This window comes from Streptomyces sp. NPDC024017, from assembly GCF_040638895.1.
Taxonomy (GTDB): Bacteria; Actinomycetota; Actinomycetes; order Streptomycetales; family Streptomycetaceae; genus Streptomyces.
On record NZ_JBEZYZ010000016.1, the window covers coordinates 31,404 to 49,576 of the forward strand.

20 protein-coding genes are annotated in these 18,173 nt (G+C 71.3%); 10 read left to right on the forward strand and 10 right to left on the reverse strand.

From position 1 onward, the window contains the following. Positions 1–90: 90 nt before the first annotated feature. Together AB0G20_RS34505 and AB0G20_RS34510 are read right to left on the reverse strand one after the other, a co-directional pair. Entirely contained in the window at positions 91–1,716 is a 1,626-nt protein-coding gene (locus AB0G20_RS34505) for a cation acetate symporter (RefSeq protein WP_361309400.1), read from the reverse strand. Further along, positions 1,713–2,069, reverse strand: a complete 357-nt coding sequence (locus AB0G20_RS34510) for a DUF485 domain-containing protein (RefSeq protein ID WP_361309403.1) — start codon at positions 2,067–2,069, stop codon at positions 1,713–1,715. The genes AB0G20_RS34505 and AB0G20_RS34510 overlap by 4 nt, the downstream gene beginning before the upstream one ends. A gap of 254 nt (positions 2,070–2,323) precedes the next feature. Between AB0G20_RS34510 and AB0G20_RS34515 the strand changes: the two genes are divergently transcribed. The 4 genes from AB0G20_RS34515 (at position 2,324) to AB0G20_RS34530 (ending at position 7,117) form a co-directional block, all read left to right on the forward strand. Beyond that, complete coding sequence (locus tag AB0G20_RS34515) at positions 2,324–3,853, forward strand: S8 family serine peptidase (protein WP_361309406.1); 1,530 nt, start codon at positions 2,324–2,326, stop codon at positions 3,851–3,853. 62 nt (positions 3,854–3,915) lie between these two features. After that, positions 3,916–5,436 (forward strand): S8 family serine peptidase, encoded by a 1,521-nt coding sequence (locus AB0G20_RS34520; RefSeq protein WP_361309408.1) that lies wholly within the window; start codon positions 3,916–3,918, stop codon positions 5,434–5,436. A gap of 77 nt (positions 5,437–5,513) precedes the next feature. Continuing rightward, entirely contained in the window at positions 5,514–6,044 is a 531-nt protein-coding gene (locus AB0G20_RS34525) for a hypothetical protein (protein ID WP_361309410.1), read from the forward strand. Between the two features lie 74 nt (positions 6,045–6,118). Next, a complete protein-coding gene (locus AB0G20_RS34530; RefSeq protein WP_361309412.1) occupies positions 6,119–7,117 on the forward strand; it encodes a CopD family protein in 999 nt (332 codons plus the stop codon). Between the two features lie 13 nt (positions 7,118–7,130). Here the strand turns inward: AB0G20_RS34530 and AB0G20_RS34535 are convergent, their stop codons facing one another. After that, positions 7,131–7,811: a lysoplasmalogenase gene (locus tag AB0G20_RS34535; protein WP_361309415.1), complete on the reverse strand. Its 681-nt coding sequence runs from the start codon at positions 7,809–7,811 to the stop codon at positions 7,131–7,133. Continuing rightward, a complete protein-coding gene (locus AB0G20_RS34540; RefSeq protein WP_361309417.1) occupies positions 7,808–8,749 on the reverse strand; it encodes a sterol desaturase family protein in 942 nt (313 codons plus the stop codon). Before AB0G20_RS34540 ends, AB0G20_RS34535 begins: the two co-directional genes overlap by 4 nt. Positions 8,750–9,027: 278 nt before the next feature. Here AB0G20_RS34540 and AB0G20_RS34545 point away from each other — a divergent pair, with 278 nt between their 5' ends. The 5 genes from AB0G20_RS34545 (at position 9,028) to AB0G20_RS34565 (ending at position 14,013) form a co-directional block, all read left to right on the forward strand. Beyond that, positions 9,028–10,029, forward strand: coding sequence for a DEDDh family exonuclease (locus AB0G20_RS34545; RefSeq protein ID WP_361309420.1), 1,002 nt, complete (start codon positions 9,028–9,030; stop codon positions 10,027–10,029). Between the two features lie 79 nt (positions 10,030–10,108). Next, positions 10,109–10,342: a hypothetical protein gene (locus AB0G20_RS34550; RefSeq protein ID WP_078625432.1), complete on the forward strand. Its 234-nt coding sequence runs from the start codon at positions 10,109–10,111 to the stop codon at positions 10,340–10,342. A 49-nt stretch (positions 10,343–10,391) separates the two neighbouring features. After that, positions 10,392–11,189, forward strand: a complete 798-nt coding sequence (locus AB0G20_RS34555) for an SURF1 family protein (protein ID WP_361309422.1) — start codon at positions 10,392–10,394, stop codon at positions 11,187–11,189. Positions 11,190–11,467: 278 nt separating this feature from the next. Continuing rightward, positions 11,468–13,252, forward strand: a complete 1,785-nt coding sequence (locus AB0G20_RS34560) for a glycoside hydrolase family 15 protein (protein WP_361309424.1) — start codon at positions 11,468–11,470, stop codon at positions 13,250–13,252. A gap of 5 nt (positions 13,253–13,257) precedes the next feature. Further along, positions 13,258–14,013: an SDR family oxidoreductase gene (locus AB0G20_RS34565; protein ID WP_361309426.1), complete on the forward strand. Its 756-nt coding sequence runs from the start codon at positions 13,258–13,260 to the stop codon at positions 14,011–14,013. A 10-nt stretch (positions 14,014–14,023) separates the two neighbouring features. Here AB0G20_RS34565 and amaP read toward each other — a convergent pair whose 3' ends face one another. The 5 genes from amaP to AB0G20_RS34590 are packed head-to-tail and all read right to left on the reverse strand — an operon-like array spanning position 14,024 to position 16,399. After that, entirely contained in the window at positions 14,024–14,611 is a 588-nt protein-coding gene (gene amaP, locus AB0G20_RS34570) for an alkaline shock response membrane anchor protein AmaP (RefSeq protein ID WP_361309428.1), read from the reverse strand. Then, complete coding sequence (locus tag AB0G20_RS34575) at positions 14,608–15,303, reverse strand: DUF6286 domain-containing protein (RefSeq protein WP_361309430.1); 696 nt, start codon at positions 15,301–15,303, stop codon at positions 14,608–14,610. Before AB0G20_RS34575 ends, amaP begins: the two co-directional genes overlap by 4 nt. Beyond that, on the reverse strand, positions 15,300–15,674 hold the full coding sequence (locus AB0G20_RS34580; RefSeq protein ID WP_361309432.1) for a hypothetical protein: 375 nt from the start codon (positions 15,672–15,674) through the stop codon (positions 15,300–15,302). Before AB0G20_RS34580 ends, AB0G20_RS34575 begins: the two co-directional genes overlap by 4 nt. 5 nt (positions 15,675–15,679) lie before the next feature. Next, entirely contained in the window at positions 15,680–15,868 is a 189-nt protein-coding gene (locus tag AB0G20_RS34585; RefSeq protein ID WP_031142734.1) for a hypothetical protein, read from the reverse strand. A gap of 57 nt (positions 15,869–15,925) precedes the next feature. Further along, positions 15,926–16,399 carry an Asp23/Gls24 family envelope stress response protein gene (locus tag AB0G20_RS34590; RefSeq protein WP_361309435.1) on the reverse strand — a complete coding sequence of 158 codons (474 nt, stop codon included), beginning with the start codon at positions 16,397–16,399 and terminating at the stop codon, positions 15,926–15,928. Between the two features lie 83 nt (positions 16,400–16,482). Between AB0G20_RS34590 and AB0G20_RS34595 the strand changes: the two genes are divergently transcribed. Then, positions 16,483–17,205 carry a nucleopolyhedrovirus P10 family protein gene (locus tag AB0G20_RS34595; protein ID WP_361309438.1) on the forward strand — a complete coding sequence of 241 codons (723 nt, stop codon included), beginning with the start codon at positions 16,483–16,485 and terminating at the stop codon, positions 17,203–17,205. Between the two features lie 27 nt (positions 17,206–17,232). Here the strand turns inward: AB0G20_RS34595 and AB0G20_RS34600 are convergent, their stop codons facing one another. Beyond that, positions 17,233–18,036 carry an enoyl-CoA hydratase/isomerase family protein gene (locus AB0G20_RS34600; protein WP_361309440.1) on the reverse strand — a complete coding sequence of 268 codons (804 nt, stop codon included), beginning with the start codon at positions 18,034–18,036 and terminating at the stop codon, positions 17,233–17,235. Between the last annotated feature and the right edge of the window lie 137 nt (positions 18,037–18,173).

Genomic DNA, 18,173 nt, shown 5'->3' on the forward strand with positions numbered 1-18,173 from the left:
CGCCACAGGCCCGATCCCACGACGCGGGACGCGGCCGGGCCGCAGGGACCTGGAGGTTCCTACGACACGGCCGCGGGGGAAGGGTCGTGCTCAGTGGGCTCCGGTGCCGGTCAGGGACCGGACCTCCAGCTCCGCGTACTTCTTGGCGTCGGGCTCCTCCTTGGACAGGACCGTGCCGAGCCAGCCCATGAGGAAGCCGAACGGGATGGAGATGATGCCCGGGTTCTTCAGCGGGAACCAGGCGAAGTCGACCTCGGGGAACATCGCCTTGGGGTCGCCGGAGACGACGGGCGAGAACAGCACCAGACCGACGGCGACGATCAGACCGCCGTAGATCGACCACAGCGCGCCCTGGGTGGTGAAGCGCTTCCAGAACAGGCTGTAGAGGATCGTCGGGAGGTTGGCGGAGGCGGCGACCGCGAAGGCGAGCGCGACCAGGCCGGCCACGTTCAGGTCGCGGGCGAGGGCGCCCAGGCCGATGGAGACGACACCGATGAAGACGGTCGCCCAGCGGGCCGCGCGGACCTCCTCGGCGCCGGAGGCCTGCCCCTTGCGGATGACGTTGGCGTAGATGTCGTGCGCGAAGGACGACGACGAGGCGAGGGTGAGGCCGGCTACGACGGCGAGGATCGTCGCGAAGGCCACCGCCGAGATCGTGGCGAGCAGGATCGCGCCCCAGGTCGAGTCGACGCCGCCGAGGTGCAGCGCGAGCAGGGGTGCCGCCGTGTTGCCGGACGGGTTGGAGGCGATGATCTCTTCCTGCGAGATGAGCGCGGCGGCGCCGAAGCCGAGCGCGATGGTCATCAGGTAGAAGCCGCCGATGATGCCGATCGCCCAGTTCACCGACTTCCGGGCGGCCTTGGCGTCGGGCACCGTGTAGAAGCGGATCAGGATGTGCGGCAGACCGGCGGTGCCGAGCACCAGGGCGATGCCCAGGGAGATGAAGTCCAGCTTGGAGGTGCCGGTCGCGCCGTACTGCAGGCCGGGCTCCAGGAAGGCGGCGCCCTTGCCGCTGTTCTCGGCGGCCGTGCCGAGCAGGTCGGAGATGTTGAAGTTGAACTTCAGCAGCACCAGGAAGGTGATCAGGATGGTGCCGCCGATCAGCAGCACGGCCTTGACCATCTGGACCCAGGTGGTGCCCTTCATGCCGCCGATGGAGACGTAGACGATCATCAGGAGGCCGACGAGGGCGACGATGAGGATCTTGCCGGCGTCGGAGGTGATGCCGAGGAGCAGCGAGACGAGGACGCCCGCACCGGCCATCTGGGCGAGCAGGTAGAAGATCGACACGACGATCGTGGAGGTACCGGCGGCGGTGCGGACCGGGCGCTGGCGCATGCGGTACGCGAGGACGTCGCCCATGGTGTAGCGGCCGGAGTTCCGGAGCGGCTCGGCCACCAGGAGCAGGGCGACCAGCCAGGCGACCAGGAAGCCGATGGAGTAGAGGAAGCCGTCGTAGCCGAAGATGGCGATCGCGCCCGCGATGCCGAGGAACGACGCGGCGGACATGTAGTCGCCGGAGACGGCGAGGCCGTTCTGGAAGGCGCTGAACTGGCGTCCGCCGGCGTAGAAGTCGGCGGCGTCCTTGGTCTGGCGGCCCGCCCAGATGGTGATGCCGAGGGTCGCGAGGACGAACAGCGCGAACAGGGTGATGATCAGCGGGCGGTGCTCGCTGGCCTCGTTCGCGGCGAGGAAGGTCTGCTGTACGGGGCTCATGCGCCGCTCTCCATCCGGGTCTTGATGGCCTCGGCCTTGGGGTCGAGCTTCGCGGCGGCGTGCCGCGAGTACCACCAGGCGATGAGGAACGTGGTGACGAACTGGGCGACGCCGAGGACGAAGGCGACGTTGATGTTGCCGAAGAGCTTGGTGCCCATGAAGCCGCCCGCGTAGTTCGAGAGCAGGACGTACAGCAGGTACCAGGCGATGAAGCCGACGGTCAGCGGGAAGGCGAAGGAGCGGTAGGAGCGGCGCAGTTCACCGAACTCCGCGCTCTCCTGCACCTCGGTGAACTCCTCGGGTGAGGGGAGTTTGTGTTGCTCTTTCGAGGGGGGCGGTGTGTCGGTGGCCACGGAGTCTCCTCGCAATGACGGAAGCGGTTGTGTACGGGGGCGGAGGCGAGTGTCCTCGCGCTCCTTGTTCAACGTCACGGCGGCATGCGAGAACCGGTTCAAAGGCCCGGCGTTCTTTCCGAAGTCGTTTCGACAAAGCGTTGCTGGCCAGCGAGAGGCCGGGATAGCTTCGCCCTGCACCACCACGTCATGTACCTGCCCGAGCACCACCTGTGCCTCGGGCCGGTTTCGTTTCCGGAGGATGTGGAGACCCCATGTCTCACTTGCGTTCCAGACGCCGGCTCGCTCTCGCCGTGCCCGTCGTGCTGTCCCTGACGGCCTCGCTGGGCTTCCTGCCGGCCGCCGCGTCGGCGGCCCCGCACACGGAGTCGGCCACCCGGACGGCGGACGCGCCGAAGCTGGCGTACGTCGTCAACACCAAGGTGGACCGCCACACGATCGCGTCGGTGAAGAAGGCGATCGGGAAGGCCGACGGCTCGGTCGTCGCCACGTACGACCGCATCGGCGTCATCGTCGTCCACTCCTCGAACCCCGACTTCGCCAAGACCATCCGCACGGTGCGCGGGGTCCAGTCGGCGGGTGCGACGCGGACGACGCCGCTGACGGCCGCGGGGACGAAGGAGGAGGGCGCGGTCGAGTACCTGACGTCCGCCCAGGCCGAGCGCACCGAGGCCGCCTCGGCGAAGGCGCCCGAGAGCGAGCCCCTCGAGGCGGACCAGTGGGACCTGCGCGCGATCGGCGCCGACAAGGCCGCACAGATCAACCCGGGCAGCCGCAAGGTGACCGTCGCCGTGATCGACACCGGCGTGGACGACACCCACCCCGACATCGCCCCGAACTTCTCCGCGTCCCAGTCCGCCAACTGCGCCGGCGGCAAGCCCGACACCAGCGAGGGCGCCTGGCGGCCCTACACCGCCGGGGACTACCACGGCACGCATGTCGCGGGTGAGATAGCCGCCGCCCGCAACGGCGTCGGCGTGGCGGGCGTCGCTCCCGGTGTGAAGGTGTCCAGCATCAACGTGACCGACCGGGCGAACGGCCTCTTCTACCCGGAGAGCGTCGTGTGCGCGTTCGTGTTCGCCGCCGACCACGGCGTCGAGATCACGAACAACAGCTACTACGTCGACCCGTGGCTGTACAACTGCATGGACGACCCTGACCAGCGGGCCATCGTCGACGCGGTCAACAGGGCGCAGCTGTACGCCCAGAAGAAGGGCACGCTCAACGTCGCCGCGGCGGGCAACTCCAACCACGACCTGGACTCCGACGCGATCGTCGACGACTCCAGCCCGGACGACTCCACCCCGGTCGAGCGCACCATCGACCCGCACGAGTGCTTCGACGTGCCGACCCAGCTGCCGGGTGTCGTCACGGTGAGCTCGACGGGCGTCAACAGCCAGAAGTCGTACTTCTCGACGTACGGCAAGGGCGTCGTCGACGTCGCCGCGCCGGGTGGTGACCGCCGCTACCAGATACCGGACACGCCCTCGAAGGACGGCCGCATCCTGTCCACCCTGCCGAACGGCACGTGGGGCTTCCTGCAGGGCACCTCGATGGCCTCGCCGCACGCCTCCGGGGTCGCCGCGCTGCTGAAGTCCAAGCACCCCTGGGCCTCCCCGGCCCAGCTCCAGGCGATGCTGAAGGCGCAGGCCGACTCGACCGCCTGCCCCACGTCCTACGACCAGGACGGCGACGGCACTCAGGACGCGGTGTGCGAGGGCGGCAAACGCCTCAACGGCTTCTACGGGTACGGCATCGTCAACGCGCTGCGCGCGGTCAAGTGACCCGGCTCGCCACCGAGACCCTCCGCACCATCAGCTCGTACCGTGAACGAACTGGAGACACCATGACTGCGCCGTACGCGCGCTACCGTCGCGCCGTCGCGATCCCGGCCGGGATGGCCATGGCAACGGCCCTCGCGTTCCTGCCGAACACCACGGCCACGGCCGCCGACGACGCCCCCGCGGCGGTCTCGGCCGACGCGACCTCGCTCAGCTACGTCGTCAACGTCAAGCCGGGACACGGCACTTCGGCGTACGTGAAGAAGGCCGTCGGCAAGGCCGGCGGCACGATCGTGACGTCGTACGACCAGATCGGCGTCATCGTCGTCCACTCGTCGAACCCCGACTTCGCCAAGACCATCCGCACGGTGCGCGGGGTCCAGTCGGCCGGTGCCACCCGCACCGCACCGCTGCCGTCGGCGTCGACGGGCGACCTGGGTGCGCCGAAGGTGCTGAGCGCGGCCGAGGTCGCCCGGGCCGAGGCCCCGGCCGGGCAGGACCCGTTGCAGCCCCAGCAGTGGGACCTGCCCGCGATCAAGGCGGACAAGGCGCACGAGAAGTCGCTGGGCAGCGACAAGGTCACGGTCGCCGTGATCGACACCGGCGTCGACGACACCCACCCCGACATCGCGCCCAACTTCGACCGCAAGGCGTCGGTCAACTGCGTCTCGGGCAAGCCGGACACGTCCGACGGGGCCTGGCGGCCGAGCGCCGAGGAGAGCCCGCACGGGACGCACGTCGCCGGTGAGATAGCCGCCGCCAAGAACGGCGTCGGCATGACCGGTGTCGCCCCCGGCGTGAAGGTCTCCGGCATCAAGGTGTCCACCACGGCCGGCTTCTTCTACACGGAGGCCGTGGTGTGCGGCTTCGTGTGGGCGGCCGAGCACGGGGTCGACGTGACCAACAACAGCTATTACACGGACCCCTGGTACTTCAACTGCAAGAACGACCCGGACCAGAAGGCGCTCGTGGACGCCGTCACCCGGGCCTCGCGGTACGCGGAGAAGAAGGGCGCGGTCAACGTCGCGGCGGCCGGCAACGAGAACTACGACCTGGCCTCCGACGAGATCACCGACCCGTCGTCCCCGAACGACACCACGCCGGGCGACCGGGTCGTCGACCCCTCGAAGTGCCTCGACATCCCGACCCAGCTGCCGGGCGTCGTCACGGTCGCCTCGACGGGCGCGAAGGGCATCAAGTCGTCCTTCTCCAACTACGGGCTGGGCGTCGCGGACATAGCCGCCCCGGGCGGTGACTCGACCGCCTACCAGAAGCCGGACGCGCCGGCCACGAGCGGCCTCATCCTGGGCACGCTGCCGGGCGGCAAGTGGGGCTACATGGCCGGTACGTCGATGGCGTCCCCGCACGTCGCGGGCGTCGCCGCCCTCATCAAGTCGACGCACCCGTACGCCTCTCCGGCCCTGGTGAAGGCCCTGCTGTACGCGGAGGCCGACGCCACGCCGTGCACGGACCCGTACGACATCAACGCCGACGGCAAGATCGACGCGGTGTGCGAGGGCTCGAAGAACCGCAACGGCTTCTACGGCTGGGGTATCGCTGACGCACTGGACGCGGTGACCAAGTAGAGCTCGTGTGAAGGTGATCCGGGCCGGGCGGGGACACCCGTCCGGCCCGCTTCGCGTCTGCGGCAGGATTCCTTGTCATGGACGTGTACGAGGATCCGGCGACCTGGACAGCCCGACCCGCGCGGCCGCAGTGGCAGTTGGCGCTGCGGTTCGCCGGGAGTGTGGTGTGGTTTCCGGTGGTGTGTGTGCTGTGGGCGGCTGTGGCGGCCGCGCTCTTCGTGTTGAGTCTGTTCGCCGATGCCATCACTCCTTTCAGCACCACCTTCGAAACCCGCTTCCTGAAGGCCACGGACAGGATGCTCGGTGGCGTCGCGCGCCTGGCCTCCTGGTGCGTGACCTGGCCGGAGCTGCGTCATGAGGGCGACGTCGACCACTACAAGGCGCGAGTGGACAAGGCGGTCGCGAAGTGGACCGCCCGGGCCTCGGCACCGGCCGAGCCGAAGAAGCCGAAGCCGCCCGTGGAGTGTGCGATACCCCTGCGGGTCTACCGGGGCGTCGGCGGCTGGTACGTCGCCGAGGTCGCGCTCGCCCAGGGGTGGGAGCTGCGGCCGACGGACGAGTACAGGGAGGTGCGGCTGTGGTGGTCGGCCGCGTCCCGGGTTGATTGAGTTCTGCCGACTTGCCCGGCCGTGTGGAGGTTGGTGAAGATCCTGGGGTGACTTCGCCAAGACCCATACCCGGGGTGACCGATTCGCGCGGCCCGCTGCGGCCCACCGGTGCGGGCCGGGCCGTCGCGGTCCTGGTGCTGGTGGCACTGGCCGCGCTGATCCCGCTGCTCGGCCCGTCCGCCGCGCTGCACGGCACCGGGGAGGCCGAAGTGCCCGGCGCCGGCGGCATAGCCCTGCTCCGCACCGTGCTGTTCGCGGCGCTGTGCATACCCGTCGGCGAACTGTTCGTGAACCGGCTGGCGTGTTCGCTGCCCGGCACGGAGACCGGGCACCCGGCCGTGCCCCGCAGTTGGTCCCCTTTCGCGGCCGCCGCCGGTTTCGCGGCCGCCCTCGGGCTCGCCACGCTCGTGGCCACCGGCAATCTCGTGCCGGGCGAGGTGGCGGACATCGACGTCGGGGGGCTCTACGCGTCCCGGGACGGCAAGCTCGCCCTGCTGGAGGTCAACGCGTTCCTGGTGGCGGGGCTGTGCGCGGTGTCGCGCCGGCCGGTCACGCAGGTGTGGCCGCTGGCCGCCGTGATCGTCGCCGAGGCCCTGCGCGCACACCCCACGACCGAGCACAGCCCGCTGACCGGCTCCGGGCTGACGCTCGTCCATCTGACCTGCGCGGCCCTGTGGGCGGGGGGACTCCTCCACGCGCTGCGCACCCTGCGCCTCCGGTCCGGCCGGAACGGCACGGCGCCCGGGGCGGCACTGCTGGGCCTCTACGCGCGCGTGGCGGTCGTGCTGCTCGCCGCCATCACCGTGACGGGCGTGTGCAGTTCACTGCGCCGGATGCCGCCGGGGACGGTCCTGGAGCAGCTGACGGGGACGGCGTACGGGCGCGCGCTGCTCGCCAAGGTGCTCCTCGTGGTGGTCGTCGCCGCCCTGGCCGTGTGGGCCCGGCGACGGCTGCGCCGGGCGGCCGACCCGCTGACCGCCTGTGCGCCGGCCCGGGCCGAGGTGGCCGCCCTGGGCCTGGCGGTCGCGGCGTCCGGACTGCTGACGGCGCTTCCGGTGCCCATCCGTTGGTGACGCCGGTCGCGTCTCAGACGGCGCGCATCTCGCCGTACGTCGCGGCCGGTGCCCTGCGCGCGTCGAGCGCCCCGAGTGTGCCGCCGGCCAGCAGGGCCTGCGCGGCGATGTACGTGAGCATGATCCAGAAGTCCGGCCGGGGCAGCTGCGGCCACTCGGCGACACCGGTCGCGATGAGCGTGTCGGACAACAGGAACAGCGCCCCGCCGAGCCCTGTGAAGAGGCCGAGCCGGATGGCGGACCGGTACGCCATGGCGGTGAGCAGGAGGCTGTAGCCGGCGACGGGCACGCGCAGGTCGGCGGGCAGGTCCGGCCACAGCAGCGCGACGGTCGTGACGAGGGCGGCGGCGTAGCCGAACGCCAGGACGCCCGCACGCGCGCGTGGGACCGCGTTCCGGCTGCCGTACGTCGCGAAGAGCACGAGGTAGCAGACGTGCCCCGCCGCGAAGGAGGCCATGCCCGCGAGGAAGGCCGGCTCGGCGTCCGACAGCAGCAGGACGTCCCCGCCCCAGCCGAACAGCAGGGCGCCCAGGAGCGGCCGGGGTGCCTTGCGCAGGGCGGCCCACAGGGCCAGGAGCGGCATCAGCAGGGGTTTGGCGACGGCGTGCCCGGCGTCGAAACCGGCCGCGAGGGAGACGAGGTCGACGGCGGCGGCGAGGCCGAAGGCGGCCAGGAGGAGGCGCGGGGAATTCACGCGGACGTGCTCTTCTCAGGGACCGGCGCGGTCTCACCGAGGGGCGTGGCCGTGCCGGCCGGTGACGGAGCCGGTGCGGCGGCCGGTGACGCAGCGGGTGCGGCGGCCGGCCCCGGTCCCCACCCCGGCCCCCGGAACACGCGGCCCGCGCGCTCGCGCCAACTGCGTGCCGCCCTCAGGTCCTTGGCGATGGACACGTACTCGTGCGTGGCCACCTTGAGCAGGTTGTACGTGCCGATGTTCTTGGTCAGCCCGTACCGGGGCCGCTCGGTCTCCGCGACGAACGACCCGAACAGCCGGTCCCAGACGATGAGGATGCCGCCGAAGTTGCGGTCCAGATAGCCGCCCTGGGAGGCGTGGTGGACGCGGTGGTGCGACGGGGTGTTGAAGACGAACTCGAACCAGCGGGGCATCTTGTCGATGCGCTCGGTGTGGATCCAGAACTGGTAGACGAGGTTCGCGGAGGAGCAGAACGCGAGCGCGGCGGGGTGCACGCCGGCGACGATGAGGGGGACGTAGAACGGCCACACGGTCAGGGACGTCCAGGGCTGGCGCAACGCGGTGGTGAAGTTGAACTTCCGGCTGGAGTGGTGGACGACGTGGCAGGCCCACAGGATGCGGATGACGTGGTGGCCGCGGTGGGACCAGTAGTAGAAGAAGTCCTGCCCGAGCAGCATCAGCGGGACGGTCCACCACAGCACGGGCACGCGCAGCGGCGTGAGTTCGTACAGGGCCGTGTAGACGGCCAGGATCGGGATCTTCCACAGGAAGTCGAAGACGAGGCTGCCGAGCCCCATGCCGACGCTCGTCGCGGCGTCCTTCGCCTCATAGCCCTCCGCGTCCTCGTCGGGATGGAAGCGGTAGCTCACCATTTCGACCACGGTGAGCAGCACAAAGGCGGGGATGGACCACAGCACGACATCGGGCAGGTTCGGCATGCAAGCACCGTAGGACCGCCGTCGTGCCCCGACTAGACGTTGTTACCCACAAGTATTACCGACGGTACGCGCTTGCTTCTTGGCGATCTCCGCCAATCCCGTACGGGGCGAAGACGGACGTCGGCGGACGAGACGCCCGGCAGATCGACTGAGTATCGATCAGACGTACGCCCCGCGAACGGACAGACCGGACAACACGCCTGAGGGGGCATCGGAAGAGCCCGGCGGGCGCCCCTGACGGACGGCGCTGTCAGTCATGGCCCGTATCCTCAGGGACCATGCTGGAAGACCTGACGACCGCAGTGTTCTCTGCCACGCCGTGGCCGGCCGCGTATCCCAAGGGGTACGCGGTCGTTGACGTGGAGACCACGGGCCTGGCCCGGGACGACCGCATCATCTCCGCGGCGGTCTACCGGCTGGACGAGCGCGGCGAGGTCGAGGACCACTGGTACACGACGGTCAACCCCGAGCGCGACCCGGGCCCCGTGTGGATCCACGGACTGACGAGCGAGGCGCTCGAAGGGGCACCCCTCTTCCCGGACATCGCCGAGGAGTTCACCGCCCGGCTGGCGGGGCGGGTGCTCGTCGCGCACAACGCCGTTTTCGACTGGCAGATGATCGCCCGGGAGTACGCACGCGCCGAGCGCGAGGCGCCGGTGCGGCAGCGGTTGTGCACCATCGCGCTCTCCAAGGAGCTCGGGCTGCCGCTGCCCAACCACAAGCTGGAATCCCTCGCCGCGCACTTCGGCGTCGTCCAGCAGCGGGCGCACCACGCGCTGGACGACGCGCGCGTGCTGGCGGAAGCGTTCCGGCCGAGCCTGCGGGCGGCGGCGGCGAACAACGTACGGCTGCCGCTGCACGAGTGCCGGCCGCTGACCGAGTGGACGGACCGCCCCGCCGCGCCCCGCATCGGGCAGCAGGCGGGCCCCGGCGGCTACGGCAGCTACCGGCCCGGCAGTTGGCGCCCGTCCCGCAAGCGCCCCGCCTGCCCCTACCCCAACCCCGGGCGGTACGAGGAGGGCGGGCGGCTCAAGCAGGGCATGCGGGTCGCCTTCTCGGGTGACACCTCCGTCGAGCGGGACCTGCTGGAGGACCGCGCGACCGAGGCCGGGCTGCACGTGGCCACGAGCCTGTCCCGGCTGACCAGCCTGCTCGTCACGAACGACCCGGACTCGGGCACGTCCAAGGTCGTCAAGGCCCGGCAGTTCGGCACGCCGGTCGTGGACGAGGCGGCGTTCGGGCAACTCCTCGCGGATGTGGAGCCCGCGTCGGAGGGGTGACCGTACGGACGGGTGATTGCCGGGCGACTCGCCCGGCGACCACTCGCCCGCAGGGGGACGACGGCTCACCCTGTGGCGCATGGCGACATGTGAGGTATGTGGCAATCAGTACGGAATGACCTTCGAGGTGCACGCGCAGGGCGCGGTGCACGTCTTCGACTGCTTCTCCTGCGCGATCCACCGTATGGCCCCCATCTGCGAGCACTGCCGGGTGCAGATCATCGGCCAGGGCGTCGAGGTCGAGGGCCACTGGTACTGCGGCGCCCACTGCGCCCGCGCGGAGGGAAAGGTAGGAATTGTCGACAAGGTGTGAACCCGTACCCGCCTGAATACACCCCACGACCGAGTTGTACGGTCGTGGGGTGTACCGCTTCCTGATGTCCCGGCAGTGGGTGATCCTCACGTTGATCGCCCTGCTTCTCATCCCCACGATGATCAGGCTGGGCATCTGGCAGATGCATCGCTACGAGGAGCGCACCGCCCGGAACCAGCTGGTCACCGACGCGCTGGCGGCCGAGCCGGTGCCCGTGGAGAAGCTGACCGCGCCCGGGCACACCGTGACCAGCGCCGAGCGGTACCGCACCGTGACGGCCAAGGGCCGCTTCGACACCGAGGACGAGGTCGTCGTCCGCCGCCGCACGAACTCCGACGACGAGGTCGGCTACCACGTCCTGACCCCATTCGTCCTGGACGACGGCAAGGTGCTGCTGGTCAACCGGGGCTGGATCCCCTCCGACGGCCCGAGCCAGACCACGTTCCCGAAGGTCCCCGCACCGCCGAGTGGCGAGGTCACCGTCGAGGGGCGGCTGATGCCCGACGAGACGACCGAGGCCAGCGGCATCAAGAACCTCCAGGGCCTGCCGGACCGGCAGATCATGCTGATCAACAGCGAGCAGCAGGCCCGTCGCCTGGACGCCCGGGTACTCGGCGGCTACATCGCCCAGACGGCCCCCGAGCCCAAGGGCGACACCCCCGAGCTGATGGGCAACCCCGGCAAGGAGGACGCCGCGCTGAACTACGCCTACGCCGTCCAGTGGTGGCTGTTCTCAGCGGCCGTCCCGGTCGGCTGGGTGATCCTGGCCCGCCGCGAGGCCCGCGAGCGGACCCAGAAGGCAGCGGAGGAATCCGACACGACGGAATCCGAACCGGCAGCGGTGTAGACATCACGCCCGCTACCCGGCCGACCTGAACCGAGCGGACCGCGTCCGGCTCCGACCGGCTCCGACCGGCTCCGGCGGAACGTAGTCCACATCGAGGTCCAACCCGGCAGGGACCGAGCGGACCCGCCCGCCGGACCGGGCCGGACCAGCCCGCGTCAAGGCCCGGCCTGCCGCGGCTGATCCGGGCTCCTCGGCGCCACGTCCCTCTCGGCCAGGACGCATCACTCCCCCGGCCCCCGCCCTGATTGCCACGCCGAGTTGCCGGGAACCCGCACTCCGTGCACCCCAGCATCGAGGACTACGCGCTCATCGGCGACGAGCAGACCGCGGCCCTGGTCAGTACGGACGGATCCGTCGACTGGTTGTGTCTGCCCCGCTTCGACTCGGCCGCCTGCTTCGCCAGACTGCTCGGTGACGAGGACAACGGCTACTGGCGCATCGCCCCCGTGGGAGCGGACCGCTGCACCCGGCGTGCCTACCGCCGCGACACCCTCGTCCTGGACACCGACTGGGAGACCGAGCAGGGGGCGGTCCGGGTCACCGACCTGATGCCCCAGCGCGACCGCGCCCCCGACCTCGTACGCGTCGTCGAGGGTCTCGACGGCGAGGTGACGCTGCACAGCGCCCTCAAGCTGCGCTTCGACTACGGCTCGATCGTCCCCTGGGTGCGCCGAACCGACGGCCACCGCGTCGCCGTCGCCGGCCCGGACTCGACCTGGCTGCGCAGCGAGCCGGAGGTGACCAGCTGGGGCGAGGACTACGGCACGCACGCCGAGTTCACCGTCAAGAAGGGCGAGAAGGTCGCCTTCGTCCTGACCTGGCACCCCTCCCACGAGCCCCGCCCGCCGCTCGTCGACCCGTACGACGCACTGCGCCACAGCGTGGAGGACTGGCGCGCCTGGGTGTCGCGCTGCCGCTACAAGGGCCCGTACCGGGACGCCGTCGTCCGCTCCCTGATCACCCTCAAGGCGCTCACCTACGCCCCGACGGGCGGCATCGTCGCCGCCCCCACCACCTCACTGCCCGAGGAGCCGGGCGGGGTGCGCAACTGGGACTACCGCTACTGCTGGCTGCGCGACTCCACCCTCACCCTGAACGCGCTGCTCGCCGCGGGCTACCAGGAGGAGGCGGAGGCCTGGCGGAACTGGCTGCTGCGCGCGGTCGCGGGCGACCCCGCGGACCTGCAGATCATGTACGGCGTGGCGGGCGAGCGACGGCTGCCCGAGTTCGAGCTGCCGTGGCTGTCCGGCTTCCTCGGGTCCGCCCCCGTACGCATCGGCAACGACGCCGTGAAGCAGCTCCAGCTGGACGTCTACGGCGAGGTCATGGACTCCCTGTCGTTCGCCCGCGAGTCGGGCCTGTCCGCCCAGCCGGACGTGTGGGCGCTGCAGACGGCTCTGCTGGACTTCCTGCGGACCCACTGGCGGCAACCGGACGAGGGGCTGTGGGAGGTGCGCAGCGACCGGCGCCAGTTCGTGCACTCGAAGGTGATGGTGTGGGTGGCCGCCGACCGCGGCGTACGCACCCTGGAGCTCCATCCGGAGCTGGGCGGCGACCTGGACGGCTGGCGCGCGCTGCGCGACGAGGTGCACCAGGAGGTGTGCGAGAAGGGCTACGACCCGGAACGCAACACCTTCACGCAGTCCTACGGCTCACGTGAACTGGACGCGGCGCTGCTGCTCATCCCCCGCGTCGGCTTCCTGCCTCCGGACGATCCGCGGGTGATCGGCACGATCGACGCGGTCCGCGAGGAGCTGTCCCGCGACGGCTTCGTGCGCCGCTACAGCACGGAGGACGCGGACGTCGACGGGCTGCCCGGCGGCGAGGGCGCCTTCCTGGTGTGCTCGTTCTGGCTCGCGGACGCCCTGTACATGACGGGCCGCGCGAAGGAGGCCCGCGAGCTGTTCGAACGGCTGGCGGGGCTCGCCAACGACGTCGGGCTGCTGTCCGAGGAGTTCGACCCGGTGACCGGCCGGCACCTCGGCAACTTCCCGCAGGCGTTCAGCCACATCGGGCTGGTGAACACCGCCCTCGCCCTGTTCGGTGAGGACGGGGCAGGATAGGGACCATGGATCTTGGACTGAAGGACCGGGTGTACGTCGTCACCGGGGCCACGCGAGGCCTCGGCAACGCCACCGCGCGCCAGCTCGTCGCGGACGGGGCGAAGGTGGTCGTCTCGGGGCGGGACGAGGAGAGTGTCGCCGAAGCGGCGGCCGAGCTGGGACCGAACGCGGTCGGGGTGGCCGTCGACAACGCGGACCCGGACGCGGCAGCCGTGCTGATCGGCGCCGCGCGGGAGCACTTCGGCCGTTTCAACGGCGTCCTGATCAGCGTGGGCGGGCCGCCGGCCGGGTTCGTCGCGGACAACACGGACGAGCAGTGGCAGACGGCGTTCGAGTCGGTCTTCCTCGGCGCGGTACGGCTGGCTCGCGCCGCGGCCGCCGGTATGGAGGCCGGGGGTGTCATCGGGTTCGTGCTGTCCGGGTCGGTCTACGAGCCGATTCCGGGGCTGACCATCTCGAACGGGCTGCGGCCGGGGCTGGCCGGGTTCGCCAAGTCCCTTTCCGACGAGCTGGGGCCGCGGGGGATCCGGGTGGTCGGCGTCCTGCCCGGGCGGATCGACACCGACCGGGTACGGCAGCTGGACGCGTTGTCGGCGGATCCCGAGGCGACCCGGGCGGCCTCGGAGTCGCGGATTCCGCTGCGGCGGTACGGGGCTCCGGAGGAGTTCGGCCGGGTGGCGGCGTTCCTGATGTCGCCGGCGGCTTCCTATCTGACCGGCGTCATGGTGCCGGTCGACGGCGGAGCACGGCACGGGTTCTGAGAGACCCTGCTCAACTCACCCGTTCCGCACCGTGCTTGACGCCCTTGAGCCTCACCTCCGCCGGAAGTGAGGCAAGGCCCGCCGATGTCCTGGCATGGGTGAGGGCGCCGGTCGTGAAGTCGTTCAGGGCCGTGCCCGGGTCCACGTGCGGCTCCAGCGCGAGGCGTACGTGCGCCTCGGGGGTGCTGCGCCCGCCCTTCAGACGGGCTTGGGTTCCGTCCACGCCGTCGATGTGGTCCGCCTCCTGGGTGAGGACGTTCTCCAGGGCCCGGCCGCGCAGGAGCGCGCCCTCGCCGTCGCCGGTGTCGACGAGGACCTCGGCGAGGCGGCGCCGGCGCAGGACGGCGACGAGCCGCCACAGGGCGAGCAGCAGCAGGACCGCGAGGGCGGCGATGACGACCGGCCACCACCAGCCGTCGTCGCGCCAGCGGGTGCGCTCGGCGTTGGTCAGCAGCACGTCGTGCTTGCCGTCGTGGATCCACCACGAGGGCGCCGAGACGCCGAGGCCGACGGCCAGGACGGAGCCGCCCAGCACCAGCAGGATCAGGCCCACCAGGCCGAGGAACACGCGATTGACGGTCCTGAGCACCGCTCTCACCCCTTCCGGCCGGGCCGCCGGACCCGCACCGACAGCGAGGGCGGCCGGGACAGCCCCAGTCCGCGGACCGCGTCGGCGAGCACGTCGTCCAGCTCGGTTCGTACGTCGTCCAGTTCACGGAAGTGCGACACGACACGGACCTTCGCCCGCCTCCGGCGCACCCGCACCCGTGCCGACTGCACGCCGGCCACCTCCATGGCCCGGTCCCGCAGCGCGGTGGCGGCGGCGTCCCTGTGCAGTCCGGCGCGTACGTCGGTGTGCGTGCGCCGCATCGGGAGCACGTCCCGCAGGCCGGGCGTGAGGGCCAGGATCAGCAGCCAGAGGCCGAGGGCGGCGGCGATCCCCGCGCCGACGAGCACCCACGTGTCGTCGAGGGGCCGTTCGGCGAGCTGTCGGGCCAGTTCCCGGCGCCAGCCCATGCCGGGCCGGCCGGCCCGCACGGAGACGATGTCGTAGAGGAACAGCCCGGCGAGGCCCAGGAGCAGCAGGGCGACGATGCCCGCGGGGACGCGGCGCGCCGACCAGAAGCGGCCCACGCGGCCACCCTTGCCCTCGAGTTCGGGCGGCGGCCCGGAGGTGCCCGACGACTCGGACCGGTCGAGTCCGTTGCCGTTGTCCGTCTCCTGCTTGTCGAGGACGGGCAGGCGCTGTGTGCTGCCCTCGGGGGGCTGAGTGTCCTGGGGTTCGCTCATTGCGTCCTCCCCTGTCCCGCGCCGGGCGCCGCGATCAGGTGCAGCCGCTCCACCTGGACGACGACCTCCGGCACCTGCATGCCCGCCAAGGTGCTCACCCGCTCGACGACTCGGTGACGCACCGTGCGGCAGCGGGCGCCGATGTCGCAGGGATAGCCGAGTTCGAGGTGGACCCGGACGTGGGCGACCTCGTGGTGGACGGCGACGGACGCGGAGGGCCGGTCGACGCCGGGCGGCAGCGTGCCGACGGCCTCGCGGGCCGCCTGCGAGGCGATCTTCGCGACGACCCGGTCGGCGATCCGGGTCGCGCCGCGCTCGCCCGGCGGGACGACGTTCAGGGGTCTGTCCAGCTCTCCGGCCGCCGTACTCATGGGCGTCACCGCCGCCGTTCACGTTCGCGAGGACGGAAGAAGTCGCCGAACTCCAGGTCCCCGTCCAGGAACCGGCCGACGACGAAGCCGACGGCGCCCAGTGCCGCCACCAGCAAGAAGGCACCGAATCCGCCGAAATATCCGGCGAAGGCCAGCGCCATGCCGGCGATCATGCCGACCACGGCCATGCTCATGCGCTCCTCAGCTCCTCAGCCGCTGTGCCGTTGTGCCGTTGTCCGATGGCCCGTGCCTCACTGGATTCGGCGCTCCGGTTCCTCTTCCTCCTCGTCCGGCAGCTTCACGTCGCTCACCGCGATGTTGACCTCGACGACCTCCAGGCCGGTCATCCGCTCCACGGCGGTGATGACGTTCTCCCGTACGTCGCGGGCCACATCGGCGATCGACACGCCGTACTCGACCACGATCTCCAGGTCGAGGGCCGCCTGCACTTCGCCGACCTCGGCCTTCACACCGCGCGACACCGACTTCTGGCCGCCGGGTACGCGGTCGCGCACTGCTCCGAACGTGCGGGACAGGCCGCTGCCCATGGCGTGCACACCGTCGACGTCGCGTGCGGCGAGGCCGGCGATCTTCTCCACGACGCCGTCCGCGATGGTCGTCCGGCCGCGGGAACCGGCGTCTCCGCCACTGTGCTTGGCCAGCGGGCTCCTGCGTACCGCCGCGGTCTCGGTTTCCCCGCCCCGGTTCTCGGTCATGTCAGTCATCGCCGTATGTCCTTTTCGTCGTCCTTGGACCACCGTAAGCACGGTTGCGTGGAAGCGCGCCTCTGATGCGGCAGGCTGGAGGAATGACGGCCGATCGATGGACACAGGCAGTGAGACATCAGCTGGGAATCGGCAGGCTTCTGCCGTTGGGTGACGCGCGGGACGGCGCGTGGATCGCGGAGCGGGCAGCCGAGGCGGTGTTGCGGAGCGCGGCGTGGGACGCGCAGGGCGTGCGCCTCGACGCGCTCCGTGTCGCAGTCGCCGATACGGCGGAGACCGCGGAGCCGGCCGTACCGGCTCCGCCGAGTGCTCTGCCGCCCGGCCCGCTGCGGGTGACGGCGGAGTTCGCCGCGACGGCCTCGCAACCCCTGCCGACGACGGCGTCCCTGCTGCGGGCGACGCTGGCGACCGCCGCGACGCAGCGGCTCGGCCTGACGGTGGCGGAGGTGGACTTGCGGGTGACGGGGCTGTTGGAGGAGGAGGGGCCCGGGGAAGCCGGGATCGCCGCACGCCTTCCCGAGCCGCCGAGTGCCGCACTGGCCGGGGGCGGCGACGAGGGCCGGGTGGCCGCCGCCGCGCTCGGGGTGCAGGGCGTGCTCCATCTGACCGGCACGCTGGGCCACCCCGTGCACATCGAGGAACTCCCCCGCGAGGGCGCCGCGCTGCCGCACCGCCATGTCCGGCTGGAGCTGGCGGTGGGCGCGGACCAGCGGGCCAGGGACGTGGCCCGCGAGGTCCGGAGGGCGGTCAGGCGCGTGCTGCCGGATCACCCGACGGTGGCGGTCGTGGTGAGCGCGATCGGCTGACCACGCTCCCCTGCGGCCCGGCGGTCCTCAGTCCCCGACGCCCGCGAGGTCCCGCAGCCGGCGGGCCTGGGACTGGCGCTCCGCCGTGCGCTGCTCCTCGTACGTGCGGTCCTGGGCGCCGCGCAGCAGGGCCTTGGTCTCGATGACCGCGTCGCGGGGCGCGGCGAGCACGGCCGACGCGAGATCGCGCACGGTGTCGTCGAGCTGCTCCGCGGGCACGGCGAGGTTGGCCAGCCCGGTGTTCACGGCCTCCTCGGCCGTGACGAAGCGCCCGGTCACGCAGATCTCCAGCGCGCGGGCGTATCCGACGAGTCCCACCAGCGGATGCGTACCCGTCAGGTCGGGCACGAGTCCGAGGCTGGTCTCACGCATGGCGAACTGCACGTCGTCGGCGACGACGCGCAGGTCGCAGGCGAGGGCGAGCTGGAAGCCCGCCCCGATGGCATGCCCCTGGACAGCGGCGACGGAGACGATGTCGCTGCGCCGCCACCAGGTGAACGCCTCCTGGTATTCGGCGATGGTCGCGTCCAACTCGGCGTCGGCGCCGCGCGCGAGGTCGACGAACGACGGTTCGCCGTCGAAGCCCTCGGGCGTGAACGCCTGCCGGTCGAGCCCGGCCGAGAAGGACTGGCCCTCGGCCCGCAGCACCACGACGCGGACGGAGCCCGGCAGCTGCCGCCCGGCCTCGGTCAGCGCCCGCCACAGAGCGGGGCTCTGCGCGTTGCGCTTGGCCGGGTTGGTCAGCGTCACCGTGGCGATCGCGTCGTCGACGGTGAGCCGTACGCCGTCCTTGTCGAGTACGGGAACGAGGTCCTTGTCAGGCGAAGCCATGGGACGCCTCCGATGTGTGCGGTCGTCTTGCGCGCCCGTACGACGGCTTCACCGCCGTAGCAGGCCACGCTTAAGTGACTGCACAGTAACCACCCGGCCGATCAGTCGACCGACCGGGTGGCCACCATCGAAGCCGA